The organism is Streptomyces albiflavescens, from assembly GCF_014645835.1.
GTDB lineage: Bacteria > Actinomycetota > Actinomycetes > Streptomycetales > Streptomycetaceae > Streptomyces > Streptomyces albiflavescens.
Map to the genome: position 1 here is coordinate 770704 of NZ_BMMM01000001.1, position 26758 is coordinate 797461.

Genomic DNA, 26758 nt, shown 5'->3' on the forward strand with positions numbered 1-26758 from the left:
TTCACATGTCGGGGGAGACAGTTCCAGGACTGCGGCGCGAGGCGATCGGGCTGCGAGAGGTGCTGTTCCAGAGCATCACGGCCATGGCGCCGGCCGCGGCGGTCGCCGCGTCCATTCCGTCAGGAGCGGCCTTCGCGGGCGGCAGTCTGCCGTTGTCCGTGCTCATCGCTCTGGTGGCGTGCCTGTTCACCGCGTCGTGCGTGGCGGAGTTGGCACGGCAGTTGCCCGCCGCGGGATCGGTGGCCACGTACGCGGCCCAAGGGCTGCACCCGGCCGTCGGATTCCTCGTGGGTTGGGGCTATGTGTTCGTCGAGGCGCTGGTGCCGCCGCTGCTGCTCCTGCAGCTCGGGTTCACCACGGCGGGCACGCTGCACCAGGAGTGGTCCTCGTATCCGGACGACCTGTGGTGGCCCTGGTCGCTCGCGGGCGCGGCGGTGATCGCGGTGGCGGGGTACTTCGGAGTACGCGCCTCTGCCCGCTTCGGAACCGTCCTCGGAGTGTTCGAGGTGCTGGTCTTCGTGGTCTTCGCGCTCTGGCTGATCGTCAAGGCGGGCGGTGACAACACATGGTCGGTGTTCGGCACGTCGCACACGGCCGAGGGGTACCAAGGCATCAGCGGCGTGTTCGCGGGATCGGTGTACACCGTGCTCGCCTTCGCCGGGTTCGAGGCGGCGGCACCCCTCGCGGAGGAGACCAAGGACCCGCGCCGCACGATGCACCGCGCCGTCCTCGGCGCGGCACTCGCGATCGGCCTCGTCTACGTGCTGACGACCTACGCCATGACCGTGTACTTCGGACCCGACCGTTTCGCCGGGTTCGGAGCCTCCGGCGCCGCGTCCTGGGAGGGCGTGGCCCGCGCTTCGTTCGGTCTGTTCTGGGTGCTCGTGTTCCTCGCGGTGGTCAACTCGACGATCGCCAACGCCAACGCCTGCGCCACTGTCTCCACGCGAACTGCCTTCGCCCTGGGACGGATCCGGGTGTTCCCGCAGCTCTTCGCGCGCGTGCACCCCAGGCACCGCTCCCCCGTCGCCGGAGTCGCCGTGCAGTGCGCCGTGGCGCTCGCGGCCATGCTGGGGCTCGGCTTCTCCTACGACCCCGTGACCGCCTTCCTGCTGCTCGCGACCGTGATCGTCACGGTCGTGATCGGCGTGTACATCGTGGTGAACCTCGCCTGTGCGGGCTACTTCCTGCGCCGCAGACGGGAGTTGCTCAAACCGGTGCGGCATCTGCTGTTCCCGCTATTCGGCATCGTCGCCTTCGTCCCCGCGCTGCTGACCGCGGCGGGCCTGCCGGTCTTCGACTTCGTATCCGAACTGACCGCGCCCGTGTCATACGCGGGGCCCGTTGTCGGTGCCTGGATGTTCGCGGGAGTCGTGGTATTGATCTTCCTGCTGCGGCGTCACCCCGGGCGCATAGCCGAGACCGCCCGAGTCCATCTCGACGAGAACCCCACCCCCGATCCCCGGCAGAGCGGAGCCGTGCAGTCATGAGCGACCCCCGGATCCTGACCGTGCGGCCCGCACCGGGCGAGTACGCGTGGACGTTCGGCGGCGCGCCGCCCGTGGCGCGTATCGCGCCCGGCACAGTCCTCGATCTCTACACCGAGGACTGCTTCGCCGGACGGGTGCGCTCCGAGAAGGACCTGGTCTCCGAGGTGTGCGAGTTTCCGTTCCTCAACCCGCAGACGGGACCCTTCCATGTGGAGGGAGCCGAGCCGGGCGACACGGTAGCCATCCACTTCGTGTCGATCGAACCGGCCCGCGACTGGGCGGCATCGACGACGGTTCCCCTCTTCGGCGCGCTCACGTCCACGCACACCACGGCCACTCTGCAGCCACCGCTGCCGGAGACCGTGTGGATCTGGCAGCTCGACCGGCAGCGGCGCACCGCGCTGTTCAGCGCGCGTGACAGTGACATCCGGATCGAGCTGCCCATGGATCCGATGCACGGAACCGTCGGTGTGGCGCCGGCGAACCTGGAGGTGCGCTCCGCGCTGGTGCCCGACGCGCACGGCGGGAACATGGACACTCCGGAGATGCGGGCCGGCGTGACCTGTTACCTCGGAGTGAATGTCGAGGGCGCCCTGCTGAGCCTCGGTGACGGGCACGCGCGGCAGGGCGAGGGCGAGACCTGTGGAGTCGCCGTCGAGTGCGCGATGAACACCGTGGTGATCGTCGAACTGCTCAAGGGAGTGGCCACCCCCTGGCCGCGCATCGAGTCCGACACGCACATCATCTCGACCGGCTCGGCACGCCCCTTGGAGGACGCGTTCCGGATATCCCAGCTCGACCTGGTGCAGTGGCTGGTGCGTGACTACGGGTTCAGCGAGTTGGACGCGTACCAGTTCGCGACCCAGGCGGTCGAGTCGCCTCTCGCCAATGTCTGCGACACCAACTACACGTGCGTCGCCAAGCTCCGCAAGGAATGGCTGCCCGCGCGGGAGACCCATCGCGGACTGCACGCACAGCTGCGCGACACGGCAGCGGTACTCCGACGCTGAGCCGGGCGTCGTCCCCCCACCATCGAAAGGCAGACACTCCATGGAACGAGCCGGATCGTTCCCGAGCCGACGGCGGCTGCTGAAAGGCACAGCCCTCGCCGCTCTCCCCTACGCGTTACTCCCCCACACCCGGGCCGGTGCACAGCCTGCGACGGTGGACTATCCAGGCGCCGAATGGGCACAGGCGAGCGCGTCCAACTACACCGCGTCCAAGCGGCCGACGGCCTATCCGGTCAACTACGTGATCATTCATGTCACCCAGGCGACCTACCCCGACACCCTGTCCATCTTCCAGAACCCGCAGAAGAAGGTATCCGCCCACTACCTCGTGCGATCGGCCGACGGACATGTCGCGCAGTGTGTGAGGGAGCACGACATCGCCTGGCACGCGGGGAACTGGGACTACAACACACGCAGCGTCGGCATCGAGCACGAGGGCTGGGTGAAACAGCCCGCCTACTTCACCAACGCCCTGTACGAGGAGTCGGCCAAGCTCACCGCCGCGATCTGCTCCAGGTACGGCATCCCCAAGGACCGCTCCCACATCATCGGCCACTACGAGGTGCCGGGCACCGACCACACCGACCCGGGGCCGAACTGGGACTGGACACGCTACATAAGGCTCGTCAACTTCGCCTGATCCAAAGGGGCGAAGAGCCCTCGAGGGTGTCCGGAAGGCGACGGCGATGTGGGCGGCGGGTGCGGAGAACGGTCACACAGCTTGTCCGCGTCCGCACCGGAAGTGACGATGGTCCCAGCCGCATCGCCTTCCGGGAGGCCGAATTGACCGATCCATGGGTGGCCCTGGAACCGGGGACCGATCCCGTCGAGCGTGTGCGGCTCCTGCGTCGCGCCCACGAGGCGTTCACCGAGGCGGGCACGGTGCCGCGGCCGGTCCGATCCGTGGTGGCCGACTCGTGGCGGCGTTCGGCGCGGGCCGGAGTCGTTCCGGACGGCACCGCGCGCGTGGAGCTCACGGACGGGGATCTCGGCTCGTACCGGGCGGAACATCCGCTGGCCCGGGTGATGCCACTGTTCCGGGAACTCATGGGCACGTTCGCGGCGGACGGGGAGCACCTCCTGGCGGTGTGCGACGCGCAGGGTCGGCTGCTGTGGGTCGAGGGGCATCCGGTGACACGGCGGCAGGCGGGGCGGATGAACTTCGTGCCGGGCGCTCGGTGGTCGGAGACGGCGGTCGGTACGAACGCTCCGGGTACGGCCGTCGCCGTCGACCGGCCGGTGCAGGTGTTCGCTGCGGAGCACTTCATCCGGCGGGTCCAGCCCTGGACGTGCGCCGCGGCGCCCGTGCACGATCCGCGCACCGGGCGGGTGCTCGGCGCGGTGGACATCACCGGTGGGGACGGGCTCGCGCATCCGCACAGTCTCGGTTTCGTCCAGGCGGTGGCGCGCGCCGCCGAGTCGCAGCTGGCGTTGCTCACACCGCCGAAGGTCATGGACGACACCGTCGAACTGACCGCGCTGGGCCGCGACGAGGCGCAACTGCTCGCTGGGGGCCGGAAGATCAGGCTGAGTCGCCGGCACAGCGAGATCCTGGTGCTGCTGGCCCGGCACCCGGAAGGACTGACGGGCGACGAGTTGTTGTGCGCGCTGTACGAGGACGAATCGGTGACGCCGGTGACGCTGCGCGCGGAAATGGCACGGCTGCGCCGGGTCCTCGAGCCGGGCCTGCTGGGTTCGCGCCCCTATCGGCTGACGGCGCCGGTCGAGTCCGATGTCGCGGTGGTGGAGCGGCGGCTCGGCACCGGGGCGGTCGCCGCGGCCGCGGCGGCGTACGCGGGTCCGCTGCTGCCGGGTTCGGGCGCCCCGGCGGTGGTGCGTTTGCGGCACAGGCTCGCCGACGGGCTGCGTGCGGCGCTCATCGCCCGCCGCGACCCCGACCTGCTGGCCGACTGGGCCCGCGCGGCGTGGGGCGAAGACGACCTCGACGTATGGCGGGCGCTGGCCACCGTGCGGCCCACGGCGGCCGTGCGGGCGCGTCTGGAGGCGTTGGAGTCCGAGCTGTCGGCGCCCGGGGGCCTGCTGCGTCACGTACCGCGCGGGCGGGAGCGACCGGCGCGGCCCTGACGGACGCGCCCGAAGCTCCCGTCCACGCGAGCGGAAGGATGCCACGCAACGTCCATGCAACGTCCGCGTTCCTAGCCTCGCGGCGAGAGCTGCCCAACGGCGGGCAGCGCTTCTCCGGGAGGCAGACCAGCATGACCCGTTACGCGGCGCCCGGCACCGAGGGCGCGATCGTCTCCTACCAGTCGCGTTATGACCACTTCATCGGCGGAGAGTACGTACCGCCGGCTCGCGGGCAGTACTTCGAGAACCCGAGTCCGGTGAACGGGCAGCCGTTCACGGAGGTCGCGCGGGGCACCGCCGAAGACGTGGAGCGCGCGCTGGACGCGGCGCACGCGGCAGCGCCCGCCTGGGGTCGCACCTCCGTCACCGCGCGCGGCGACATCCTGCTCAAGATCGCTGATCGGATGGAGGCGAACCTGGAGAAGCTGGCGGTCGCCGAGAGCTGGGAGAACGGCAAGCCGGTGCGCGAGACCCTGGCGGCCGACATCCCGCTCGCGATCGACCACTTCCGCTACTTCGCGGGGGCGATCCGCGCCCAGGAGGGTTCGCTCGGCGAGGTCGACGACGACACGGTCGCGTACCACTTCCACGAGCCGCTCGGTGTGGTCGCGCAGATCATTCCGTGGAACTTCCCCATCCTGATGGCGGTCTGGAAGCTCGCCCCGGCGCTGGCCGCGGGCAACGCGGTCGTCATCAAGCCCGCCGAACAGACCCCGGCTTCCATCCACTACTGGATGAGCCTGATCGCGGATCTGCTGCCCCCGGGTGTGGTGAACATCGTCAACGGCTTCGGTGTGGAGGCGGGAAAGCCCCTCGCGTCCAGCCCCCGGGTGGCGAAGGTCGCGTTCACGGGCGAGACCACTACGGGGCGGCTGATCATGCAGTACGCCTCGGAGAACATCAAGCCGGTCACGCTGGAGCTCGGCGGCAAGTCCCCGAACATCTTCTTCGACGATGTGTGGGCGGCCGACGACGACTTCCGCGACAAAGCGCTGGAAGGCTTCACGATGTTCGCGCTGAACCAGGGCGAGGTGTGCACCTGCCCGTCCCGCGCGCTGATCCAGCGCGGCCACTACCGCGAATTCCTCGAAGCGGCGGTCGCACGCACCGAACTCATCAAGCCCGGCCATCCCCTGGACACCAACACGATGATCGGCGCCCAGGCCTCCAACGACCAGCTGGAGAAGATTCTCTCCTACCTGGACATCGGCCGGCAGGAAGGCGCCAAGGTCCTCACCGGCGGTGAACGCATCGAGTACGACGGGGAGTTGAAGGGCGGTTACTACGTCCAGCCGACGATCTTCGAGGGCGGCAACCGCATGCGGATCTTCCAGGAGGAGATCTTCGGCCCGGTCGTCTCGGTCACGTCGTTCGACGACTTCGACGACGCCATCAAGATCGCGAACGACACTCTGTACGGGCTCGGGGCGGGCGTCTGGACGCGGGACATCAACACCGCCTACCGGGCGGGCCGCGCGATCCAGGCGGGCCGCGTCTGGACGAACTGCTACCACGCGTACCCGGCGCACGCCGCGTTCGGCGGATACAAGCAGTCCGGCATCGGCCGCGAGACCCACAAGATGATGCTGGAGCACTACCAGCAGACGAAGAACATTCTCACTTCATACAGCCCGAAGAAACTTGGGTTCTTCTAGAGCCTCAAGTCGGTTGCCTGGAGGCACCGTTGCGCTCCAGGCAACCTGAAATGACGGCTGCCCTCTGTAATTAATTGGGTTCTTCGAGTTACTGTCTGACATCCGAGAGAGTTTCTCCGGGACCAGTCGTGGACCAAACGGCGCCGAAGGACATCACCCCACGAGCCACCCGCTCATGAGCGCCGCGAGTCCATGAGAACGCCTCCTGGCACCGCATCAGATTGAATGCCGGGTGTGCGTCCCATCACTCGCGCACCGACCGTCGCATTGGCCCTCAGCGGGTGGCGGGGGCGAGCGCTGCGGCGTACTGTTCGTCGGTCACGGGTTCCAGCCAGGTGGTGCCGTCGCCGTCGGCATCGCCGACGACCATGGCGATGTGCGCCATGAGGGTGGTGTCGGTGCCGCCGTGCCAGTGCTCCTCACCAGGCGGGCACTTGACGGTCTGGCCGGCGCTGACGCGTACGACGTCGCCGTCACGGGTGCCGACGAGGCCGACACCGTCGGTGATGTAGAGGGTCTGGCCGTTGGCGTGGGAGTGCCAGTTGGTGCGGGCACCGGGGGTGAAGCGGACCAGGGCGGTCGCCAGCCGGGCCTGCTCGGCGGGGGTCTCGATCATGTTGAGGTAGACGTCGCCGGTGAAGCGCTCGGCGGGGGCCTTGGCGGTCGGGGTCTGCGTGACGATTTCCACGGAAGGTGTTCCTTGCTGTGCGGCTGCGGGGAAGTGGTGTGCGGGTGTCAGGCGTCGCGCTCTTCGGTGAGCTTCTTGAGCTGGTTGATCGCGGTCATGGCGTTGGGCCAGCCGGCGTAGAAGGCCAGGTGGGTGATGGCCTCGGAGAGCTCCTCGACGCTCAGGCCGTTCTCCAGCGCCACGCCCAGGTGATAGGACAGCTGTTCGCTGCGGTAGAGCGCGGCGAGGACACTGACGGTCACCAGGCTGCGGTCGCGCGGTGAGAGCCCGGGGCGCTCCCATACGTCACCGAAGAGCACCTCGTTGGTGACCTCGACGAGCTTGGGCGCGATCGCCTCCAGCTCCTTGGGCGCGGACTGCTCGGGCATGCTGTCACTCCTTGTTGCGTATCGGGTCGGCCCCGCCGGGGGGAGCCGCTCGTCGGCTCGGTGGTCACTGGGCGACGTAGCCGCCGTCGACGGGCAGTGCGACGCCGACGACGAAGCCGGCGCCGGGGCTGCACAGCCACAGGACGGCTTGCGCGATCTCGTCGGCGGTGCCGAGACGGTTGATCGGCTGGTTCGCTTCGGCCGCGGCGCGGTCGAGTTCTCCCTTGGCGATCATGTCGCTCACCATGGGGGTGTCGATGGTGCCGGGGCAGATCGCGTTGATGCGGATGCCGCGCGGGGCGTATTCCAGGGCGGCGCTGCCGGTCAGACCGATGACGCCGTGCTTGCTGGCGTGGTACGAGGCGCGACCGGGGATGCCGACCAGGCCGCCCAGGGAGGAGCAGTTGACGATCGCTCCGCTGCCCTGGGTGCGCATGTGACGCAGCTCGTGCTTCATGCTCGCCCAGATGCCGCGCAGGTTGATGGCGTGGACGCGGTCGAAGATCTCGGCCGCTTCCTCGGCGGCGTCGGCGGGCGGGATCTGGATGCCGGCGTTGTTGTAGGCCATGTCCAGGCGTCCGAAGGTCTCCACCGTGCGGTCGACGGCGGCGGCGACCTGAGACTCGTCGGTGACGTCGCAGGTGAGGACAAGCGCCCTGTGGCCTTCGTCGGTGAGCTGCCGTGCCGCCGTATCGAGGGCGGCTTCGTTGATGTCGGCGAGGCCGACGGCGGCGCCCGCTTCGGCGAAGGCGCGTGCCGTGGCCAGACCCATGCCGGATGAGGCTCCGGTGACGAAGGCGACCTGGCCGGTGAAGTCGTACGTGGGGTTCAACGGGCTTCGCTCTTTCCGTGCGGTGCGTGGGGGCGGCGGCGGTATGCCGAGTGGGTGTGCGGGCCGAGTCAGGTCAAGTCAGGGGTTCGATGGTGACGCGGTGGGCGGTGGCCAGCCGATCGATGTCCTGGCTGTCGTCGAGGCGCCCGAGGATGACGAGGCCCGGGGATCTCTCGCCGTCGCGGTAGAAGAGGGCCAGGTTGCGCCAGGGTGCGTAGTGGGCCAGGTCCCCTGCTTGAGGGGTGGGCGCGTCCGGGGCGCCGGATGTGTCCAGTTTCCGTGGGAGGTCGGCGACCCGCTCGGTCCGGTGGAAGTCCTCCAGGCCGAGCGAGAGCGGGAGCAGCGCGGCGAAATCCCTGGCAGCGGGGCTGTCGTTCAGAGTGGCTCGGACGGGATGTCCGTCGAGGATGAGCTGGATGCGCACGGCGCTGCTCCTGTCGGACGATGGGGTGGGCTGGGTGCTGGCCGTCCGGGGGCGCCCGGAGGCGGTCGCCGGGGCGGACTGGTCGGCGGTCTGCTCGCTGCCGGAGCAGGCGGTCAGAGCCAGCAGTCCGACGGCCGCCGCGATCGCCGACAGGACCGGTCGGAGCGGCCCGAACAGCCGAAAGCCGAAGTGGCCAAAGTGGCACGCCCGGAGAGGGCGCCGGAGACTTGTCCACGGCTTGTTCGTCACTCGGGCATCGGCTCGGCGTAGTGGCGGAAGCCGTCGCGCTCGGTGTGCAGGGCGTACAGGCGCTCGGCCAGCACCTGAGGGCTGCTGTGCTCGGAATCGGGCCGGATCGCGCCGGGGATGATCAGCTGGGTGGCGTGGATGTTCTCGGCCGCGAGCGCGTCGTGGAGCATTCGGGCATAGGCGCTCTCGGCGGCGAAGGCGACCGAGGTGCCGGCCCGCTCGGGGTGCGGGCGGACCGCGCTGCCTCCGTTGACGAAGACAAGGGTGCCGCGCCCCAGGGCGCGCATACCGGGCAGGACCGCGTTCACGCACGTCACCGGGCCCTTGAGGGAGAAGGCGAGCGGGTCCTCCAGGTCGGCGGCGGTGGTGTCGAGGACCGGCTTCATGAAGTCGGCGCGCGGCACCGGGCTGTACTGCAGGATCTCGATCGGCCCGAGTTCCTCGGCCGCGTCCTGGAGGGCGCCGGTGAGCGCGACCGGGTCCAGGACGTCCGCGGAGAATCCGCGGGCTTCGATGCCGTCGCGGCGGAGATCGTCCGTCAGGTGCTGGAGGTGTTCGGCGCTGCGGGCGATCAGGGCGACGCCGTGGCCGGCAGTGCCGAAGCGGCGGGCGGTGGCCAGCCCCAGGCCGGGACCGGCACCGACGAGAGCGAACGTGGTCATGCTGGAGGCCCTCCTCGAGCGGGGCGAGGGGGCGTTCAGCCCCGGAAGCGGAATAGTGCGGGGTCAGGGCTTGAGGAGTGCCTTGATGGCTCGGCGCTCGTCCATGGTCTTGTATCCCTCGGCGACCTGGTCGAGGGGCAGGGTGAGGTCGAAGACCTTGCCCGGCTCGATCCGGCCGGTCACGACGCGTTCGATGAGGTCGGGCAGGTAGCGGCGCACGGGGGCGGGGCCGCCGCGCAGGCCGACGTGGGAGAAGAACAGCTCCTGCCCGTCGATGGCGACGTCGTGGGGGACGCCGACGAAGCCGACGTTGCCGCCGGGGCGGGCGGAGTGCAGCGCCTGCTGCATGGCCTGCGCGGTGCCCACGCACTCCAGCACGCTGTCGGCGCCGATGCCGTCGGTGAGGTCCTTGATCCGGGCGATGCCCTCGTCGCCGCGCTCGGTGACGATGTCGGTGGCGCCGAACTCGCGGGCCAGCTTCTGCCGGGACTCATGGCGGCTCATGGCGATGATCCGCTCGGCGCCCATCTCCTTGGCGGCGATCACCGCGCACAGGCCGACCGCCCCGTCGCCTACGACCACGGCGGTGGATCCGGGCTTCACCTCGGCGGCGTCGGCGGCCCACCAGCCGGTGCCCATGACGTCGGAGACGGACAGCAGACCGGGCCACAGCTCCTCGCCCGGCACCTCGTCCGTGGCGACCAGGGTGCCCTGGGCGTTGGGGATACGGACGTAGTCGGCCTGGCAGGTGCTCATGAACTCGCGATGCAGGCAGTTCGACGGGAAGCCGTTTCGGCAGTTGGCGCAGGTGTTGTCCGAGGTCGCGAACGAGCCGACGACGAACTGGCCCGGCTTCACGGCCGTGACCTCGGAGCCGACCTCCTCTACGAAGCCGACGTACTCGTGGCCCATCGGATGGGCGTCGCCGATCGGCTCCAGACCACGCCAGGGCCACAGGTCGGAGCCGCACACACAGGTGACGGCCGTGCGGATGACCGCGTCGGTGGGATGGAGGATCTTCGGGTCGTCCAGCGTCTCGAAGCGGACGTCACCGGGGGCGTGTATCACTGCGCCGCGCATGAGGGTTCCTTTGCTCACGTGAAGTCGGACTGCTGTAAGCGGTCCGCGTACGACCGTCCCCGGGTCGCGAGGCGACCGCGCGCCGAGGTCGGGCGGCCCCGTCCCCGCCGACGGACGGCCGGGGACAGCGCCACGTCCTCCAGGTAACCGCCCTTGGTGGCGGCCAGCCAGTCACCGTCGATGGGTGTACCGGCAGTACATCCCTCATGCGGCCCGCTGCACGTACGGTCGAAGGGTGGACAACCAACAGGAGGTCCGCGAGTTCCTCACCTCGCGGCGAGCCAAGATCACCCCCGGGCAGGCCGGACTGCCCTCCGGGACCCGGCGCCGCGTCCCCGGGCTGCGCCGCAGCGAGGTCGCGGCGCTCGCCGACATGAGCGTGGAGTACTACGCCAAGCTCGAACGCGGCAACCTCGCCGGTGCCTCCCCCGCCGTCCTCGAGTCCGTCGCCCGCGCCCTCCGGCTCGATGACGCCGAACGTGCCCACCTCCTCCATCTGGCCCAGGCCGCCGACGGCTCCGATACCCTCACCCGCCCCCGACGCCGTCGCCCCGCCCGGCAGTGGACCCCGCACCGGAGCCTGCAGTGGACGCTCGACGCGATCACCGCAGGCCCCGCCTTCGTCCGCAACGGCCGCATGGACATCCTCGGCACCAACGCCCTCGCCCGCGCCTTCTACAGCGTCGTCTACGCGAACCCCCACAACCAGGCGAACCTCGCCCGCTTCACCTTCCTGGACCCCGCGTCCCGCCGCTTCTACCCCGACTGGGGCCTGGCCGCCGACGTCACCGTCGCGATCCTGCGCACCGAGGCCGGCCGCAACCCTCACGACAAGGAGCTGCACGACCTCGTCGGTGAACTCTCCACCCGCAGCGACGACTTCCGCACCCGCTGGGGCGCCCACAACGTCCGCCACCACGGCACCGGCACCAAGAACTTCCACCACGAGGCCGTCGGAGATATCACCCTCGCCTACGAGGGCCTGGAGATGGCGGCCGAGCCCGGCCTCACCGTCACCATCTACACCGCCGAACCCGGCTCACCCTCCGAAGAGGGCCTGCGCCTGCTCGCCTCCTGGGCCGCGACACAGGAAGCCCTCGCCGGGCGGCCGCGAGAGAACTGATCTCCCTCCCCGCGGCGCACCCGCAGTCCCGGAAGGTGGCGACGCCTCTTCCAGAGAGCCAGAGCTGGCAAGGAGGCAGAGGCCATTCCGGAGGCGATCCGGCCCCGGGCCTTGGGCCGGATCGTGTCAGCGTCGCCGCTGGTCGGCCCGCAGCTCGAAGTCGCCGTAGCTGTTGTCGACCGGGTTGACCGTGACCCCGGGGGCGACGATCTCGTCGATGGCGTCGAGCACGTCGGAAGACAGCGTGACGTCGGCGGCGGGCAGGAACGCCTGCAGCTGCTCCATGGTGCGCGGGCCGATGATCGCCGAGGTGACGCCCGGGTGGTTGAGGACGAAGGCGACGGCCAGCTCGATCAGGGTGAGGCCGGCCTTCTCCGCCAGGACTGCGAGCTGTTCGGCGGCGTCGAGCTTGCGCTGGTTGGCGGGGGTGCTCATGTCGAAGCGGGCCTGGGGGCGCGCCGCGGAGGCGGGGCCCTCGGAGGCGTTCTTGCGGTAGCGGCCGGAGAGCCAGCCGCCGGAGAGCGGACTGTAGGTGAGCGTGCCCATGCCGTGACGGCGCACGGTGGGGAGAACGTCCTCCTCGATGCCCCGGACCAGGATCGAGTACGGGGGCTGCTCGGTCACGAACCGCTCCAGGTGCCGCTCCCGCGAGGTCCACTGAGCCTCGACGATCTGGGAGCCGGAGTAGGACGAGGAGCCGATGTAGCGGACCTTGCCCTGGCGCACGAGGTCGGTGAGGGCGCCGAGGGTCTCGGCCACGTCCATGTCCGGGCTGGGGCGGTGTACCTGGTAGAGGTCGATGTGATCGGTGCCCAGGCGCCGCAGGGAGTTCTCAACCTCGCGGATGATCCAGCGCCGCGAACCGCCTCGCTGGTTGGGGTCGTCCTGGTCCATCGGCATGAAGAACTTGGTCGCCAGGAAGACATCGTCGCGGCAGTCCTTGAGCGCCTTGCCGACGACCTTTTCGGAGACGCCGGCGGAGTACACGTCAGCGGTGTCGACGAAGTTGATGCCCGCGTCGAGGGCGCGGTGGATGATCCGCACCGAGTCTGCTTCGTCCTCGTTGCCCCAGGGGCCGAACATCATCGCGCCCAGGCAGAGGGGGCTGACTTGGACGCCTGTGCGGCCGAGCGGTCGGTACTGCATGAAGCATTTCTCCTCGCTGGTGTCCGTCTAGTCAGTCGTTCCCTGGCCGGTCGCTCCCGGAGGAGACGGCCGTTCCGGTGCTCACCCAACTGGCGAGGAGACCGAGTGCCTCCCGCTCTCGCGAGTCCGGTTCAGGGGTATAGAAGTTGAGCCGGAGGCCGGGGTCTGACGGCAGGTCCATCGCCTCGTAGGGCAGGGCGAGATCGCCGACCAGCGGATGGTGCAGGTTCTTGACGCCCGAACGGTGGAACTTCACATCGTGGCGCGCCCACCGGCTGGCGAAGTCAGCACTCCTCGTCGTCAGCTCTCCGATCAGATCGGTCAGCGCCTTGTCGTGCGGTGCCCGGCCCGTCTCGGTCCGCAGGAAGGCCACTGCGTCGTCGGCGCCCTTGTCCCAGTCGACCCAAAATTCCCTGCTCGCGGGGTCCAGGAACATGAAACGAGCACTGTTGACTGGCCCGCGCTGAGCGAACAGCGGCGAGTCGAAGACGGGTGCGTACAGCGCGCGGCCCAGTCTGTTGGTGGCCAGGATGTCGAACCGTGCGTTGCGGACGTATGCCGGTACGTCGGTCATGGAGTCGAGCAGCCGCAGGATCGTCGGCCGCACCCGGGAAGCGGTCACCGTGGGCCGTCGACTTGAGGGAGTGGCCGCACGGGCCAGGTCGTAGAGGTAGGTGCGCTCGGCCTCGTCGAGCTGCAGAGCGTGCGCGAGAGCTTCGAGGACCGAGTCGGAGGCTCCGCTGAGGTTTCCGCGCTCCAGCCGGACGTAGTAGTCCACGCTCATGCCCGCCAGCAGAGCAACCTCGTCACGGCGCAGGCCCGCGACACGGCGCTTCCCGCCGAAGACCGGCAACCCGGCCTGCTCCGGAGTGATCCGAGCGCGCCGGGTGCTCAGGAACTCGCGGACCTCGGCGGCCAGGTTCTTCTTCTTGTCACTCTCAGTCATGGTCAGACCTCTGGAGCTTGATGGGCAACGCGTCGGCGGGCGTGTCCTCGGACCGGTCGGCGTCGAACGTGGGGTGGGCGACAGCTTCGGCATGGGCGGCCAAGGGCGCGGGGACCTCCTCTTGCTCGGGCGGTGTGGATCTGGCCTGCACCCTCACGGTAGGTGCGTCGGTGAACGCCTGCGAGGTACTGCCATTACCTGGAAAAGGAGTGACTCCCACCTGCGCGTCCGCCCGCGGTTGTCTGGAGAAGGCCAAGGGCTGCAAGTCCTCAATGGGCCCGATGAAACCGACCTGAAGGAACATCGTGCGCGCAGCACTCATGTACAAAGCCGGCGACGTCCGCGCCGGACATAGCGTCGACCCGTACCTCAAGGAAGCTCAACGCCCTGAAGGTGCTGGTGCGGCTGTGACCAGGCAGCCTGTGATCAGCACGGTGGACGCCTCTGCGCGCCTCGCCGGCGCATCGTCCGCCGCGTGGGCGATCACCGGAACCGACGGCGGGACGCTGACGATGGGGCTGCTGACGCGATGACCACCACCGCACAGCGCGCGTCGGCACCTGCGGCGGCGCGACCCAACGGGACGCCGGTCCACGCGACGCTGATCCTCGCGATCATCTGCGTCAGCTACTACATGGTGATCCTCGACAACTCGATCGTCTTCACCGGGCTGCCGCAGATCCGCTCCGACATGGGGTTCTCCGAGACCGGCCTGTCCTGGATCACCAACGCCTACGTCCTGGTCTTCGGCGGACTGCTGCTGCTGGGAGCCCGGGTCGGTGACCTGTTCGGACACCGCAGGGTGTTCCTGTTCTCCCTGGTCGTCTTCTCCCTGACCTCGCTCCTGGTGGGCGCCGCGCAGACCCAGTGGTGGCTGATCGGCGCACGCGCGTTCCGGGGCATCGGGGCTGCGGTGCTGGCCCCGTCCGCGCTGTCCCTTCTGACGCGCAGCTTCGCCGAGGGCCGGGCCCGCAACCGGGCGATGGCCGCCTACAGCGCCGTCGCCGGTCTCGGCGCCGCGCTCGGCCTGGTCGTCGGTGGCTTGGTCGCCGACCTGATCTCGTGGCGGGCCGGGTTCTTGCTCAACGTGCCGGTCGGCGTCGTGATGGTGGTGCTGGCCCTGCGGTTCCTGCCCGAGACCGAACGCCGGCAAGGCCGCTTCGACATCGCCGGGGCAGTGCTGGCGACACTGGGTTCGACCGCACTGGTCCTCGGCATCGTCGACGCCGCCGACTTCGGCTGGACCGCTGTCTTGACCCTGGTGCCGCTGGTGGCTGGCGTGGTGCTGCTCGGGCTGTTCGTCCGGGTGGAGCGGCGAACCGCGCAGCCGATCGTGCCGCTGCGGCTGTTCGCCAGCCGGGAGCGCTCCGGCGCCTACCTCGCCCGGATGCTCTACATGGGCGCGATGATGGGGTTCTTCTTCACCGCGCAGTTTGTGCAGAGCGTCTACCACTGGACGCCGCTGCAGGCCGGCCTCGCGTTCCTGCCGATGACGCTGGTCAACTTCGTCTTCGCTGTCCAGGTCCCGCGGCTGCTGGAACGGGCCGCACGGCCGCTGGTGCTCCTGACCGGGGTTGTCCTGACCACGCTGGGCATGGCGTGGCTCAGCCGCCTCGACCTGCACATCCCCTATCTGACGGGCGTGGCCCTGCCCATGGTGCTGATCGGCGCCGGCCAGTGCCTGACGCTGGCCCCGCTGACCTCCAGCGGCACCGACGGCGTCGCCCCCGCGGACGCGGGGGCCGGATCGGGCCTGGTCAACACCGTGCACCAGATCGGCAGCGCACTGAGCCTGAGCATCCTGACTTCCGTCGCCGCCTCCGTCTCCACCGGGCACGCGGCCGCAGACATCGCGGCCCGCTCGGGAACGGCCCTGACCGGCTCCGCCGTGCTGCTCGCGCTGGCGGTCGTGACCGTCCTCGCCCTCACCGTGCCCGCACGGGCTACTCACCATGAAAGGTCCCTGTGATGCAGACCCTCACCCTCAACAACGGCGTCGAGATGCCCGCCCTCGGACTCGGTGTCTTCCAGACCCCGTCCGATGAGACCCAGGCCGCTGTCAAGGCCGCGCTCGACCTCGGCTACCGGCACATCGACACCGCCGCCGCCTACGGCAACGAACGCGAGGTCGGCCATGCCATCCGCGACTCCGGTGTGCCGCGCGACGAGATCTTCATCGAGACCAAAATCTGGATCAGCGACTACGGCTACGACGAGACCCTGCACGGCTTCGAGAAGAGCGCCGCAAAGCTCGGGGTGGACCGTATCGACCTGTTGATCCTGCACCAGGCCCTGCCCTCCGAGTTCGACAAGACCCTTGCCGCCTACCGCGCCCTGGAAGAGCTCCTGGCCGACGGCAAGGTGCGAGCCATCGGCGTCAGCAACTTCATGGTCGACCACCTGACCACGCTGCTGGACGCCACCTCCGTCGTGCCGGCGGTCAACCAGCTGGAGATCCACCCCTACTTCCAGCAGCGCGCCGTGCTCGACTTCGACGACCAGCACCACATCCTCAACCAGGCGTGGTCACCGATCGGAGGGATCACCTTCTACCCGGGCTATGGCGAGGACCGCAAGAGCGTCCTTGCGGACCCGGCCGTCACCCGCATCGCCGAGGCGCACGGCAAGAGCCCCGCCCAAGTGCTGCTGCGCTGGGGACTCCAGCAGGGCCGCTCGGTGATCCCCAAGTCCACCAAGCGCACCCGCATCGCCGAGAACATCGACGTCTTCGACTTCGAGCTCACAGCAGACGAACTCACCGCCCTGGACACGTTGGAGACCGGTCGGCGCGGCGGCCCCGATCCCGAGAACGTCACCCTCGCCAACTACGGACGCGCCATCCCCGAAGCCTGACCCACCCGCTCAAGCATCACCATGCACAAAGGATTCACTGTGCCCACCACCGTCAAGGCGTTCGGCGCCCACGATGTGCGTCAGCCGCTCGTCCCCCTCACCATCGAGCGCCGCGACGTCGGCCCGCACGACGTCAAGCTCGACATCCTGTACTGCGGCATTTGCCACTCCGACATGAACTTCGTCGGTGGCGAGTTCGGCCCGCTGCCTACCAGCCCGCTCATTCCCGGCCACGAGATCGTCGGACGGGTCGCCGAGACCGGATCCGCGGTCACCCGCCACCAGGTCGGCGACCTCGTCGGCATCGGCTGCATGGTCAACTCCTGCCGCGAGTGCGAGAACTGCCGAGCCGGGCAGGAGCAGTACTGCCTCAACGGCCACACCCTGGTCTTCGGCAACCCCGACCCGGCCGAGCCCGGCACCCACACCCAAGGCGGCTACTCCGAGGCGATCGTCGCACCCGAGGACTTCGTCGTCCGCGTCCCCGACAGCCTCGACCCGGCCGCCGCGGCGCCGCTGCTGTGCGCGGGCATCACCGTCTACGCGCCGCTCAAGCGCTACGGCGCCGCGCCGGGCACCAAGGTCGCGATCGGCGGCCTCGGCGGCCTTGGCCACCTCGGCGTCAAGATGGCCAAGGCCATGGGCGCCGAGGTCACCGTCCTCTCGCAGTCCGACCGTAAGCGCGAGGCCGCAGCCGCCCTCGGCGCCGACCACTACGCCGTCACCGGCGACGGGTCCGCCTTCACCGACCTGGCCAACACCTTCGACATCATCCTCAACACCGTCAGCGCACCGGTGGCGATCAAGGACTACCTCGGGATGCTGCGCCTGCACGGCACCATGGTCAGCGTCGGCGTGACCACACAGCCGATGCCGCTGGATGTCTTCCCCCTGTTGCAGAACGGCCGCGCCTACGCGGGCTCGCTGTTCGGCGGCATCGCCGAGACGCAGGAGATGCTCGACTTCGCCGCCGAGCACGGCGTGACAGCCGAGATCGAACTGATCGGCGCCCAGGACATCAACACCGCCTACGAGCGGATCCTCGCCTCCGACGTCCGCTACCGGTTCGTCATCGACGGAGCGACCTTCGCCGAACTGAAGGCTTGAGCCACCGTCCTGGGGGTGCTCTGCCCCAAGGCAGACCACCCCCAGGACGCCCGGCAGATGCGGCGAACGCGGACGCCGACCCCGCACCGTCCTCGGATACCCACCCCGAGGCCCGTGACCAGCCTGGACGAACGACCATGATGCACTGGAACGACGCGGACCTGGCGAAGGTCGGCGCGGCGGAAGAGCTGGACCTGGAGTCCGAGCGGGCCGACGGCACCCTGCGCGACCCCGTGACCATGTGGGTCGTCCGCGCCGGCGACCACCTCTACGTCCGCTCGGTCAAGGGCACTGCCGGCCCCTGGTACCGGGGCACCCAGTCCCGCCACCAGGGCCGCATCGACGCCGGCGGCGTACAGCGGAGCGTCACCTTCCGCGAGGCCGATCCTGCAGATCACGCGGCCGTGGACGCCGCCTATCGGGAGAAGTACGGCCGGTACACGAGCATCGTCGAGCACGTGCTGACCGACCGCGCCCGCGAGTCCACCCTCCGCCTCGAACCTCGCTGACACCAGCTCCCTCCCCCACTCCCTCTATCAGAGGAGATCCGCTCATGCGAGCCACCCTGATGCATGCCGCCCAAGATGTACGCGTCGAGGACGTCGCCGACCCAAAGATCCAGCAGCCGACTTCGAGGTCGCCGACGAGGCGCAGGCCGCACGGCTCGGCATGGCCGGCTCCCCGACCGTGCTCATCGACGGCGCCGACCTCTTCGCCGCGCCGGGTACAGCCGCCTCCGTCTCCTGCCGTCTGTATCGCAGCCCGGACGGGCGGACCGAGGGGGCGCCGACCGTGGACGACCTGCAGCGGGCGGTGTACGTCGCGGAGGCGGCCACGACTGCGACTGCCCGCCCATGAAGGGAGGCCCGAAGCCTCCTCGCTGACTCGGGGAGACGGGCGGTTCGGCCTCTACGGAGACCGTATCGCCCGTATCGCCCGTACCCTTCATGGTGTCTACGGCGTCACATAGCGGGCGCCAAACCACTGGAGGCAACACCACGTGCTGATCGCTCAGCGTCCGTCCCTGACCGAAGAGGTCGTCGACGAGTTCCGCTCCCGGTTCGTGATCGAGCCGCTGGAACCGGGCTTCGGCTACACCCTCGGCAACTCCCTGCGCCGGACCCTCCTCTCCTCGATCCCCGGTGCGGCAGTCACATCCATCCGCATCGACGGCGTTCTGCACGAGTTCACCACCGTGCCGGGCGTCAAGGAGGACGTCACCGACCTGATCCTCAACATCAAACAGCTCGTCGTGAGCAGCGAGCAGGACGAGCCGGTCGTGATGTACCTGCGCAAGCAGGGCCCGGGCTTGGTCACCGCCGCCGACATCGCGTCGCCGGCCGGTGTCGAGGTGCACAACCCCGACCTCGTCCTCGCCACGCTCAACGGCAAGGGCAAGCTGGAGATGGAGCTGACCGTCGAGCGCGGTCGCGGCTACGTCTCCGCCGTTCAGAACAAGCAGGTCGGTCAGGAGATCGGGCGCATCCCGGTCGACTCCATCTACTCGCCGGTGCTCAAGGTCACCTACAAGGTCGAGGCGACCCGTGTCGAGCAGCGCACCGACTTCGACAAGCTGATCGTCGACGTCGAGACCAAGCAGGCCATGCGACCGCGTGACGCCATGGCGTCGGCCGGCAAGACCCTGGTCGAGCTGTTCGGGCTCGCCCGCGAGCTCAACATCGACGCCGAGGGCATCGACATGGGCCCGACCCCCACGGACGCCGCGCTCGCCGCCGACCTGGTACTGCCCATCGAGGACCTCGACCTCACCGTCCGGTCGTACAACTGCCTCAAGCGCGAGGGCGTCCACTCCGTGGGTGAGCTCGTCGCCCGCTCCGAGGCCGACCTCCTCGACATTCGCAACTTCGGTGCGAAGTCCATCGACGAGGTCAAGGCGAAGCTCGCCGGCATGGGCCTGGGCCTCAAGGACAGCCCGCCCGGATTCGACCCGACCGCCGCCGCACTCGGTGCGGACGACGACGCGGACGCGGGTTTCGTGGAGACGGAGCAATACTGAACGCTGCGCTGCGCCGGTCATAGAGACACCTCGCGTACGGGGACAGGAGAACCTCCGCGCTGTTCCCTGCCCGCTGGGCGACCTCGGCCGGATCCGCGCCCGCGCACAAAACCTGGCGAAGGCAGCCGGCGACAAAGCGGCGCAGCTCCGGCACTTCACGTACAACCCGCTGCTCGGCCGGCCGGCGGTCACCGGCGTCCGGCCTTGCCTGCTGTGCCCGTCACCCCAGCTGGTCTGGCGCAAGGCGACCCCGGCCGGGGTTTCCCCGCCCTCCTCGGCCACACCGCCCAGGTCACCTCCACATGCCCGGCCACCGGGGACCCGGTCCGCCTCACCGCGACGCCCGACGGACCCACGGCCGTGGAGCCGGCCACCGCCGTGGTCTCCATCGTCACCCCCGACGCGCCGACCACGGTCCGTGCGTCCTTCTGCAACCAATTCCACTTCTTCGCTGGCGTCGGCGCCGGCGCCGACGCGGCCAAGGGCTGGCTGGCTGCCTGGCTGGCTGGCTGCCTGCCTGCCTGGCTGGCTGGCTGGCTGGCTGGCTGGCTGGCTGGCTGGACCAGCATCCCGGCGCCCGGGTCCTGCCCGTCGCCGACGCCTACGACGTCGAACGCCCCCTCATCGAGCAGACCCGCTCCGGCACCGCCGAGACCGGCTGCTGCTGAACGCGGCCGGAGTGGCGAGAGCGGGCGGTGACAGCAGCGTGGCGGCCCTGCGCGAGCGGCTCGTGGACCGGGGCCTTTGCCGGGATCAGGTGTCCTGCCCGACCGTACGGGGGAACGCGCGCAGTAGGCGCAGGAAGCGGGCGCGGGCGGGGGCGGGACCGGTGAGCGCGAAACCGAGTGCGGAAGCGCGGAATGCGGTCGGCTCCATGGTGAAGTGGGGCCAGGCGGCCGCGGGGCCGGTGACGGTCACGTCCGGCGGCCGTGCGGCCAGGCCGTCCTCCAGGCGCCATCCGTCCTCGCCGCCCTCGATGACGTAGCGGCCGTCCGGCCCGAAGTCCAGCTGCCGACAGGCGTGTTCGCGGTCGTGCCCGGTGCGTGCGATGGCCTCGACGTTCGCGCGGAGCAGATGCTCGATGTGCAGCGGCTCCCCGGGGCGGGGCGGGCGCCAGGCGTGCCGCATCCCCCACCAGCTGAGCGCGTCCACCACCGGCCCAAGTTCCGCCCCCGCCTGGGTGAGTTGGTACCAAATCGCGCCGCCCGCTGACCCGCTCGGCACGCAGCACTCCATTCTCCTCCAGCTCACGCAGCAGCCGGGTGAGGATCTTGGGGATGACGCCGCCCAGCCGGGCCATCAGATCCATGAACCGCTTGGGGCCGCCGATCGGATCGCGCACCGCTGCCAAGCAGGCGGCCGACGTCAGCACGGGACGCCACACATCCCGGTAACAATCTCACTCTCCGTGTAGGAGCCGCGCGAGCGCCGACTCGGGGATGGCACGGACGGTCCTCAGCCGGACCCGCCGCTGCGCAGCCGGTGGCGCTGGGCGAGGCGGATGACGTCGCGTGCGGTGATGATGCCGGTGAGGCGTTGGCCGTCGATAACGAGAATGCGTACGCCGCCGCCCAGTCGGAGATTCCTGAGAGTGTCCTCCAGGAGGTCGACCGGGGCACAGGTGCTGCACTGCGACAGGGGAGTCGCCGCGTCGCGCAGCCGCAGCGTCTCCCGCTGCGCCGTGGGAATCTTCGCGAGCTGCGACAGATGAAGCAGGCCGCTGGGGCGGCCCTCGAAGTCGAGCAGCGGCAGCGCCGAGTGGCGTGTATTCAACGTCGGCCCGTCGATGAAGCTCTGCACCGTTACCCAGTCGGGGGCGGTCTCCACGGGGGTGGACATGGCGTCGGCGGCCCGCAGCCCGGCCACGGCCTCGGCCAGGGCGGCCTGCTGCCGCTCGAGGTTGGCGGCGATCAGGATGAAGAAGCCGACGAACGCCAGCCACAAACCGCCCACCGCGCCGCGCAGGAGGGAGATCAAACCGAGGGCGATCAACAGCGTGCCGAGCACCTGGCCGCTGCGGCCGGCTGCTCGTTCGGCCCGCTCCCGGTCTCCGGTGCGCCACCACACCGCGGCCTGCACCACCCGGCCGCCGTCGAGCGGTGCGGCGGGCAGGAGGTTGAACACTCCCAGCAGGAGGTTCGTCCAGCCGAGCCACACCAGGACGGCCGCGGGCACCTTCCAGCCGAGTCCAGTGTCGAGTCCGATCCCTGCGCCGAGCGCCGCTCCGCCGACGATCAGGCTGGTGAGCGGTCCGATCACGGCCACGACGAAGGCCGCGCCGGGTGCGGGGGGCCTGCCCATCTCGGTCATGCCCCCGAGGGCCCAGAGGGTGACATCGTGGACGGGAATGCCTTTGCGCCGGGCTGTGACGGCGTGCGCGGACTCGTGAGCCAGCAGGCTCAGCAGGAGCAGCAGGGCGCCGATGAGTCCGCCGAGTGTGTAGGCGGCCTGGGAATGTCCCGGGGCCCAGGCGGGAAGGGTCTGGCCGCCCAGGCTGTAGCCGAAGAGGAACACCAGCACGGGCACGCTCCAGTGGAGGCGCAGGGGCACCCCAAGGACTCGCCCGATCTGCGGCGCGTTGTTCATCGCTGTCTCCTGCACGACTGAGCGTGCGTCCGTCCACGCGTGCCGGTGGGCCACGGCGCCCTCCGCGCGACCGGGCCTGCGCGGTGTCTCCTCACTTACAGTCTTGCTCCGGGGAGCCGCGTAACCGAGGACGTGGTAATCGAGGGCATAGACGAGATTTCTGCCGAGTAGGGCCGGGCGGCGACGGCCGTCGCCCAGGTTCAGGCGTCCGCCCCGATCCTGCCGAGGAGCCCCGCCGCATTGCCCAGCACTGCCCGTCACGCCCGTCGCGGAAGTGCCCGCGAAAACCGCGGCCCAGGACCCGATCGCCAACGGGTTGGCCGCCGTCGCGCAACGCGCACCTGGCCGGGCGGCGCGGCATGCTGGAAGTGACGTTGGCCAGCGCCAGGCTCTCTGCGCGCGGAGGGAAGGCGAGGCGATGAACAGGTATCCCGCGCGGTGGCCCGCTGAGCAGCGCGCGGTGATCGCGGTGTGGGTGTCCGGGGTCCAGCGGGCAGGACCATGCTGCACCGGCCGGTGCGGACAAGGCGCCCGCGTCGCCGGCCCGTGGAACCGCCCTGGCGAGGAGGCCAACGGCCAACGCGCGGCTTAGCCCCGCCCCGCTCGGGAGCCGGGCTGATGCGTCAGCCACATTCCGTGCATTTCAAGGCGGTGAGGTGCGCCATGGCAACGTTGGAGATCCACGGCCTGCACTGTTCGGTCCAGACCGACACCGGTCCGCGCGAGATCCTGCGCGGGGTCGACCTGACCGTGCAGCAAGGTGACACTCACGCGATCATGGGGCCGAACGGATCAGGCAAGACGACCCTTGCATACGCCCTCGCCGGCCACCCCAAGTACAAGGTCACTTCCGGCACGGTCACCCTGGACGGGGAGGACGTGCTGGCGATGAAGGTCGACGAGAGAGCCCGCGCCGGGATTTTCCTAGCCATGCAGTACCCCGTCGAGGTCCCCGGCGTCTCCGTGTCCAATTTCCTGCGCTCCGCTGCCACGGCTGTCCGCGGCGAGGCCCCTCGCTTGCGCATCTGGTTGAAAGAGGTCCGCGAGGCGATGGAGAGGCTCCAGATCGACCCGTCCTTCGCCGAGCGCAACGTCAACGAGGGCTTCTCCGGCGGGGAGAAGAAGCGCCACGAGATCCTCCAGCTGGAGTTGCTCAATCCGCGCATCGCGATCCTTGATGAGACCGACTCCGGGTTGGACATCGACGCGCTGCGCATCGTGTCCGAGGGCGTCAACCGGGTCCGCGCCACCGGGCAGACCGCCACACTGCTGATCACCCACTACACGCGCATCCTGCGCTACGTCCACCCCGACCACGTCCACGTCTTCGCCGAGGGCCGGATCATCGAATCCGGCGGCCCGGAGCTCGCGGACAAACTGGAGGAGGAGGGATACGAGGGATACGTCAAGGGCGTCGGCGACGGCTGACCGTCCCACCTCATGCAGGCCGGACGTCGACTGCGTCAAGGAGGTCGTTCGGGCACCGGGACCGGGGACGCCGGGCCCTGCCGCGCCGGTCACTACGGGACCGTCGACTCACCAGTGGCGCGCGCAGGCAGAGGGGCGGGCAGTTTGCGGTGGTCCAGCTGCGGTCGAACGTCGCGGTCGTAGGTACGGCGCCGTCGTGGTACGGGTGTTGAGGTCGTATCCCGCGCCTGCGGAAATGATGACGCCGAGCTGTCTACATGATGTCCATTGGTCTGGCCGGGTGGGCGCCCATAACCGACCGGCAGGGGTGACCGGCGCAGTTTCTGCCCGTCAGGTGATGTGCATCCGCACGCCAATCCAAGTCACAGTGGGCGACCCCGGCCAGCAGCGAGCGAGCCAAGAGTGGCAGTCGGGTCCGCCCCCTGGCATTTTTGCTACAGGACCGACGGCGATGCCCCACTCCAGAAGGGAGATCGCTGTCGGTGCTCCGGGCGGCGAACGGTGAGCAGGCGTCAGAAGGTGGTACGTGAGATCACGGGGGCTTTGACCGAGTTCGCAATGCTGCGGGCCACGCTGTCCCGCTCTCAAGTGCGCCTGCACGCCGTGCAGTCGCTGCTGGTGTCCGGGCTGTCGGTAATCGTGGCCGGCGAGCGGGTCACCCGGCTGCGGCGGGACGCCCAGGTCGAAATCGCCGGATCGGGGGCGCTGGGCGTGGCGTCCGCGACGCTGCTGGCATTGGCATTGTCATTGGCGCTGGCCGGGTTCGGGTTCTTCGCGGTCGGCTCGCTCGACATCCGCAGCCGCTTCCTGCCGCACACCTCGCTCGGTCTGTCGGTGGCGATCGTGCCGGTGGCGTTCGTGCTGATGATTGTCCGCCGGGACGTGGTGTCGCAGGCGGTCACCTTCTTCTCGCTGGAGAACGGGGTGTCGCTGGCCTCGCTGGTGGTGGCCGCCGGAATTCCGATGATCATCGAAGTGGCGTTCCTGTTCGACCCGCTGGTGGCCATGGTCGTGTTCGACGTGCTGATGCGCGTACACCATCACCGCACCAAGTCCCTGTCCACCGAGTCGCTGACGCTGCTGAGGGGGTGAGCGGGAGTGACCGTTGTTCTGATCCTGCTGGCGCTGGTGCCGTTCATCCCGGCCGGGCCGCGCTCGTGGCCCCGGTGTGGGTAGCCCAGGCCCTCACCGTCGTCTCCGGGCTCGCCTGCCCCGGCCCGGCCTTCGCGCTCGTCCCCGATGCGGAGCGCCGGGACCTGCACGCCGGGTTCTTGCGCGCGGAGGCCCTGTCGTTCGTTCTGGCCACGGCGTTCGTGTACGCGGCCTGCGCGGGGTGCGGCTGTCCTTCGTGCTTGCGGTGCTCGGCTTCGGCACCAAGGTCGGCCTGGTGCCGGTGCACACCTAGCACCGCGGCGTCCGTCGGAAGCCACTTCGACCGCGAACTTGCCCGCCTGCACCGAGCGATCACCTCCGCCTGGCGGGCAGCCTCTTCGGCCCAGGGCCCCAGGTCCGCGGCGGTCGGCTGAAGCGGGTCGGCGTAGCCCTCCCCCGTGCCGGCAGCGCGGGCCTTCACCCGCCATGCCCTCCTGTAGATCGGTGGTCTTACGCCCGGACAGCGATGCGTCGTTGGTGGTGAAACGGCATGGCTGACTGTGTTGTCTCGCAGGCAGACGTCACGCGGGTGACCACCGGACCAGAGATGGACGGCCCGGGCCCACCGGTCGTTCAGCCTTGTGCGTCAGGCCGTTGCTTCGCGCATCACCGGTGGCTGGTGGCTGGACGCGACGCCCTTGTGCGCCGCCGCGACGGTACGCTGCCCAGCGGGCCGGCCGGACTGGCGCCTCGCTAGCCCGCCTGTGCAGTGTGGCGAGTTGGTCGGCCTCCTCCCGGCGCAGGTCCGAAGGGGCCACGGTGGCCTGGTCCGTACGGATCGGTAGACCCGCGCGCTGCTCATCGCCCACCAGCTCGGCAAGCGGACAGGGGACACGCCGACCGGGCTGCCTCGATGCCCCGGCCCGCATCCGCCTCATACCCTCGGTGCTGTGACGCTGACAGACGGAACGTACCGGCTCGGGCCCTCGACCGCCCGCCTCCTGATCAAGACCGGCCGCGCCGGGCTGGGCCGCAGGGCGGGGCACGATCTCACAATCGAGGCCACCCGGTGGTCCGGGGAGGTGGTGTTGGTCGTCGGCGCCCCGGACAGCTCGTCGGTCAGTGTGAGCATCGAGACGGGCTCGTTGAAAGTCCGCGAGGGAACGGGCGGGCTGAAGACGCTCACCGACGCCGACCGGGCCGAGATCGAACGGACGCTGGCGGACAAGACTTTGCTGCACACCGCGGAACACCCGACGATCACCTTCCGTTCCACCCGTGTCACGGGAACACCGCAGTCCTTCGAGATCACCGGGGACCTCACCATCAAGGGCCGGCCCCACCCGGCGACGGTGCACGGGAAGGGAAACGGAGACGGGCTGTTGTCCGGCTGGGCGACCGTCACGCAGTCCACCTGGGGAATCAAGCCATACACCGCGTTCCTGGGCGCGTTGCGGCTGGCCGACGAGGTCCGAATGGAGTTCGAAGTGGCCCGCCTCGAACCGGCAGACGGGCCTCGGTAGCCGCCCGGCTGGCTGCTGCGGTCGGATCGGGCGTTCAGCCGCCTATCGTGGAGGCATGGGCGAGATCCTCGTCGTGTACGAGCTCAGCAAGGCGGTGGCCACGCGTGTACCGCGTGGCGAGGAACGGCCCGTCCGCCGCGTGCACGCGGCGCCCACCGCCCCGGGGGCGCCCACCGCGACTGGACCGCGAACCCTCTGCGGCAAGGACACCTTCGCCATGGAGACGACCTGCTGGAAGCCCTCTGAACACCCTGAGACTCACTGGTATCCCGAGGAGTACGCATCCGTGCTCTGCCCCGACTGCGATGCCGTGATGGAAACCTGACCGGTGTGCCGACTACCCTGACGTCGCTGCGTCGCCATGCCCGGTCACCGGCCACGTTGCTGCAACGGC

28 protein-coding genes and 1 pseudogene are annotated in these 26758 nt (G+C 69.7%); 18 read left to right on the plus strand and 11 right to left on the minus strand.

The features are described from left to right. The first annotated feature begins 5 nt into the window (after nt 1–5). From IEY95_RS03275 to exaC, 5 genes are all read left to right on the plus strand, one after another. Nucleotides 6–1490 (plus strand): APC family permease, encoded by a 1485-nt coding sequence (locus IEY95_RS03275; protein ID WP_189184264.1) that lies wholly within the window; start codon nt 6–8, stop codon nt 1488–1490. Further along, nucleotides 1487–2500: an acetamidase/formamidase family protein gene (locus tag IEY95_RS03280; RefSeq protein ID WP_189184265.1), complete on the plus strand. Its 1014-nt coding sequence runs from the start codon at nt 1487–1489 to the stop codon at nt 2498–2500. Before IEY95_RS03275 ends, IEY95_RS03280 begins: the two co-directional genes overlap by 4 nt. A 40-nt stretch (nt 2501–2540) precedes the next feature. After that, nucleotides 2541–3140, plus strand: a complete 600-nt coding sequence (locus IEY95_RS03285; protein ID WP_189184266.1) for an N-acetylmuramoyl-L-alanine amidase — start codon at nt 2541–2543, stop codon at nt 3138–3140. Between the two features lie 143 nt (nt 3141–3283). Beyond that, entirely contained in the window at nt 3284–4585 is a 1302-nt protein-coding gene (locus IEY95_RS03290) for a GAF domain-containing protein (RefSeq protein ID WP_189184267.1), read from the plus strand. Between the two features lie 131 nt (nt 4586–4716). Beyond that, entirely contained in the window at nt 4717–6240 is a 1524-nt protein-coding gene (exaC, locus tag IEY95_RS03295) for an acetaldehyde dehydrogenase ExaC (RefSeq protein WP_189184268.1), read from the plus strand. Nucleotides 6241–6514: 274 nt separating this feature from the next. Here exaC and IEY95_RS03300 read toward each other — a convergent pair whose 3' ends face one another. The 6 genes from IEY95_RS03300 to IEY95_RS03325 all read right to left on the minus strand — a co-directional run bounded on the left by IEY95_RS03300 (nt 6515) and on the right by IEY95_RS03325 (nt 10543). After that, nucleotides 6515–6928 (minus strand): (R)-mandelonitrile lyase, encoded by a 414-nt coding sequence (locus IEY95_RS03300; RefSeq protein WP_189184269.1) that lies wholly within the window; start codon nt 6926–6928, stop codon nt 6515–6517. A 47-nt stretch (nt 6929–6975) separates the two neighbouring features. Continuing rightward, a complete protein-coding gene (locus IEY95_RS03305; RefSeq protein ID WP_189184270.1) occupies nt 6976–7296 on the minus strand; it encodes a carboxymuconolactone decarboxylase family protein in 321 nt (106 codons plus the stop codon). A 64-nt stretch (nt 7297–7360) separates the two neighbouring features. Then, nucleotides 7361–8128, minus strand: coding sequence for a glucose 1-dehydrogenase (locus IEY95_RS03310; RefSeq protein ID WP_189184271.1), 768 nt, complete (start codon nt 8126–8128; stop codon nt 7361–7363). 73 nt (nt 8129–8201) lie between these two features. After that, complete coding sequence (locus tag IEY95_RS03315) at nt 8202–8552, minus strand: cyclophilin-like fold protein (RefSeq protein WP_229702533.1); 351 nt, start codon at nt 8550–8552, stop codon at nt 8202–8204. A gap of 245 nt (nt 8553–8797) precedes the next feature. Continuing rightward, a complete protein-coding gene (locus IEY95_RS03320; protein ID WP_189184272.1) occupies nt 8798–9463 on the minus strand; it encodes an SDR family NAD(P)-dependent oxidoreductase in 666 nt (221 codons plus the stop codon). 63 nt (nt 9464–9526) lie between these two features. Then, on the minus strand, nt 9527–10543 hold the full coding sequence (locus IEY95_RS03325) for a zinc-dependent alcohol dehydrogenase family protein (RefSeq protein ID WP_189184273.1): 1017 nt from the start codon (nt 10541–10543) through the stop codon (nt 9527–9529). A 235-nt stretch (nt 10544–10778) separates the two neighbouring features. Between IEY95_RS03325 and IEY95_RS03330 the strand changes: the two genes are divergently transcribed. Next, on the plus strand, nt 10779–11666 hold the full coding sequence (locus IEY95_RS03330) for a helix-turn-helix transcriptional regulator (RefSeq protein ID WP_189184274.1): 888 nt from the start codon (nt 10779–10781) through the stop codon (nt 11664–11666). Nucleotides 11667–11792: 126 nt separating this feature from the next. Here the strand turns inward: IEY95_RS03330 and IEY95_RS03335 are convergent, their stop codons facing one another. Next, a complete protein-coding gene (locus IEY95_RS03335; RefSeq protein WP_189184275.1) occupies nt 11793–12812 on the minus strand; it encodes an aldo/keto reductase in 1020 nt (339 codons plus the stop codon). A gap of 31 nt (nt 12813–12843) precedes the next feature. After that, a complete protein-coding gene (locus IEY95_RS03340) occupies nt 12844–13758 on the minus strand; it encodes a helix-turn-helix transcriptional regulator (protein WP_189184276.1) in 915 nt (304 codons plus the stop codon). A 305-nt stretch (nt 13759–14063) separates the two neighbouring features. On the opposite strand from IEY95_RS03340, the gene IEY95_RS03345 reads away from it, so the two are divergent. From IEY95_RS03345 to IEY95_RS03375, 7 genes are all read left to right on the plus strand, one after another. After that, the gene (locus IEY95_RS03345) at nt 14064–14291 is read left to right on the plus strand and encodes a hypothetical protein (protein ID WP_189184277.1); all 228 of its coding nucleotides are present in this window, start codon (nt 14064–14066) and stop codon (nt 14289–14291) included. Next, the gene (locus tag IEY95_RS03350; protein WP_189184278.1) at nt 14288–15727 is read left to right on the plus strand and encodes an MFS transporter; all 1440 of its coding nucleotides are present in this window, start codon (nt 14288–14290) and stop codon (nt 15725–15727) included. Before IEY95_RS03345 ends, IEY95_RS03350 begins: the two co-directional genes overlap by 4 nt. Beyond that, entirely contained in the window at nt 15727–16611 is an 885-nt protein-coding gene (locus tag IEY95_RS03355; RefSeq protein ID WP_189184279.1) for an aldo/keto reductase, read from the plus strand. The genes IEY95_RS03350 and IEY95_RS03355 overlap by 1 nt, the downstream gene beginning before the upstream one ends. A gap of 21 nt (nt 16612–16632) precedes the next feature. Beyond that, nucleotides 16633–17718 (plus strand): NAD(P)-dependent alcohol dehydrogenase, encoded by a 1086-nt coding sequence (locus IEY95_RS03360; protein WP_189184280.1) that lies wholly within the window; start codon nt 16633–16635, stop codon nt 17716–17718. A 137-nt stretch (nt 17719–17855) separates the two neighbouring features. Continuing rightward, on the plus strand, nt 17856–18227 hold the full coding sequence (locus IEY95_RS03365; protein WP_189184281.1) for a DUF2255 family protein: 372 nt from the start codon (nt 17856–17858) through the stop codon (nt 18225–18227). Between the two features lie 160 nt (nt 18228–18387). Continuing rightward, nucleotides 18388–18576: a hypothetical protein gene (locus tag IEY95_RS03370; RefSeq protein WP_189184282.1), complete on the plus strand. Its 189-nt coding sequence runs from the start codon at nt 18388–18390 to the stop codon at nt 18574–18576. Nucleotides 18577–18718: 142 nt separating this feature from the next. After that, nucleotides 18719–19735 carry a DNA-directed RNA polymerase subunit alpha gene (locus IEY95_RS03375; protein WP_189184283.1) on the plus strand — a complete coding sequence of 339 codons (1017 nt, stop codon included), beginning with the start codon at nt 18719–18721 and terminating at the stop codon, nt 19733–19735. Here the strand turns inward: IEY95_RS03375 and IEY95_RS48685 are convergent. After that, a pseudogene (locus tag IEY95_RS48685) lies at nt 19641–19844 on the minus strand (hypothetical protein); the annotation flags it as partial. The gene IEY95_RS03375 and the pseudogene IEY95_RS48685 sit on opposite strands and share 95 nt — an antisense overlap. Nucleotides 19845–19948: 104 nt before the next feature. Between IEY95_RS48685 and merB the strand changes: the two are divergent. Continuing rightward, nucleotides 19949–20434: an organomercurial lyase gene (merB, locus tag IEY95_RS03380; protein WP_229702534.1), complete on the plus strand. Its 486-nt coding sequence runs from the start codon at nt 19949–19951 to the stop codon at nt 20432–20434. Nucleotides 20435–20488: 54 nt separating this feature from the next. On the opposite strand, the gene IEY95_RS48690 is transcribed toward merB, so the two are convergent. Next, entirely contained in the window at nt 20489–20959 is a 471-nt protein-coding gene (locus IEY95_RS48690; RefSeq protein WP_229702535.1) for a hypothetical protein, read from the minus strand. Nucleotides 20960–21190: 231 nt separating this feature from the next. Next, complete coding sequence (locus tag IEY95_RS03390) at nt 21191–22321, minus strand: site-2 protease family protein (RefSeq protein WP_189184285.1); 1131 nt, start codon at nt 22319–22321, stop codon at nt 21191–21193. A 663-nt stretch (nt 22322–22984) separates the two neighbouring features. Between IEY95_RS03390 and sufC the strand changes: the two genes are divergently transcribed. The 4 genes from sufC (at nt 22985) to IEY95_RS03410 (ending at nt 26689) form a co-directional block, all read left to right on the plus strand. Further along, entirely contained in the window at nt 22985–23749 is a 765-nt protein-coding gene (gene sufC / locus IEY95_RS03395) for a Fe-S cluster assembly ATPase SufC (protein WP_189184286.1), read from the plus strand. A 519-nt stretch (nt 23750–24268) separates the two neighbouring features. Further along, nucleotides 24269–24841 (plus strand): hydrogenase, encoded by a 573-nt coding sequence (locus tag IEY95_RS03400; RefSeq protein ID WP_229702536.1) that lies wholly within the window; start codon nt 24269–24271, stop codon nt 24839–24841. A 950-nt stretch (nt 24842–25791) separates the two neighbouring features. Continuing rightward, on the plus strand, nt 25792–26364 hold the full coding sequence (locus IEY95_RS03405) for a YceI family protein (RefSeq protein ID WP_189184288.1): 573 nt from the start codon (nt 25792–25794) through the stop codon (nt 26362–26364). 55 nt (nt 26365–26419) lie between these two features. After that, nucleotides 26420–26689, plus strand: coding sequence for a hypothetical protein (locus tag IEY95_RS03410; protein ID WP_189184289.1), 270 nt, complete (start codon nt 26420–26422; stop codon nt 26687–26689). Nucleotides 26690–26758 lie beyond the last annotated feature (69 nt).

What these genes read in the sequence shown, in the direction of transcription:
- IEY95_RS03275 (WP_189184264.1), top strand. Translation starts at nt 6, where the DNA reads ATGTCGGGGGAGACAGTTCCAGGACTGCGGCGCGAGGCGATCGGGCTG.
- IEY95_RS03280 (WP_189184265.1), top strand. Translation starts at nt 1,487, where the DNA reads ATGAGCGACCCCCGGATCCTGACCGTGCGGCCCGCACCGGGCGAGTAC.
- IEY95_RS03285 (WP_189184266.1), top strand. Translation starts at nt 2,541, where the DNA reads ATGGAACGAGCCGGATCGTTCCCGAGCCGACGGCGGCTGCTGAAAGGC.
- exaC (WP_189184268.1), top strand. Translation starts at nt 4,717, where the DNA reads ATGACCCGTTACGCGGCGCCCGGCACCGAGGGCGCGATCGTCTCCTAC.
- IEY95_RS03305 (WP_189184270.1), bottom strand. Translation starts at nt 7,296, where the DNA reads ATGCCCGAGCAGTCCGCGCCCAAGGAGCTGGAGGCGATCGCGCCCAAG.
- IEY95_RS03320 (WP_189184272.1), bottom strand. Translation starts at nt 9,463, where the DNA reads ATGACCACGTTCGCTCTCGTCGGTGCCGGTCCCGGCCTGGGGCTGGCC.
- IEY95_RS03325 (WP_189184273.1), bottom strand. Translation starts at nt 10,543, where the DNA reads ATGCGCGGCGCAGTGATACACGCCCCCGGTGACGTCCGCTTCGAGACG.
- IEY95_RS03335 (WP_189184275.1), bottom strand. Translation starts at nt 12,812, where the DNA reads ATGCAGTACCGACCGCTCGGCCGCACAGGCGTCCAAGTCAGCCCCCTC.
- IEY95_RS03340 (WP_189184276.1), bottom strand. Translation starts at nt 13,758, where the DNA reads ATGACTGAGAGTGACAAGAAGAAGAACCTGGCCGCCGAGGTCCGCGAG.
- IEY95_RS03350 (WP_189184278.1), top strand. Translation starts at nt 14,288, where the DNA reads ATGACCACCACCGCACAGCGCGCGTCGGCACCTGCGGCGGCGCGACCC.
- IEY95_RS03355 (WP_189184279.1), top strand. Translation starts at nt 15,727, where the DNA reads ATGCAGACCCTCACCCTCAACAACGGCGTCGAGATGCCCGCCCTCGGA.
- IEY95_RS03360 (WP_189184280.1), top strand. Translation starts at nt 16,633, where the DNA reads ATGCACAAAGGATTCACTGTGCCCACCACCGTCAAGGCGTTCGGCGCC.
- IEY95_RS03365 (WP_189184281.1), top strand. Translation starts at nt 17,856, where the DNA reads ATGATGCACTGGAACGACGCGGACCTGGCGAAGGTCGGCGCGGCGGAA.
- IEY95_RS03370 (WP_189184282.1), top strand. Translation starts at nt 18,388, where the DNA reads ATGGCCGGCTCCCCGACCGTGCTCATCGACGGCGCCGACCTCTTCGCC.
- IEY95_RS03390 (WP_189184285.1), bottom strand. Translation starts at nt 22,321, where the DNA reads ATGAACAACGCGCCGCAGATCGGGCGAGTCCTTGGGGTGCCCCTGCGC.
- sufC (WP_189184286.1), top strand. Translation starts at nt 22,985, where the DNA reads ATGGCAACGTTGGAGATCCACGGCCTGCACTGTTCGGTCCAGACCGAC.
- IEY95_RS03410 (WP_189184289.1), top strand. Translation starts at nt 26,420, where the DNA reads ATGGGCGAGATCCTCGTCGTGTACGAGCTCAGCAAGGCGGTGGCCACG.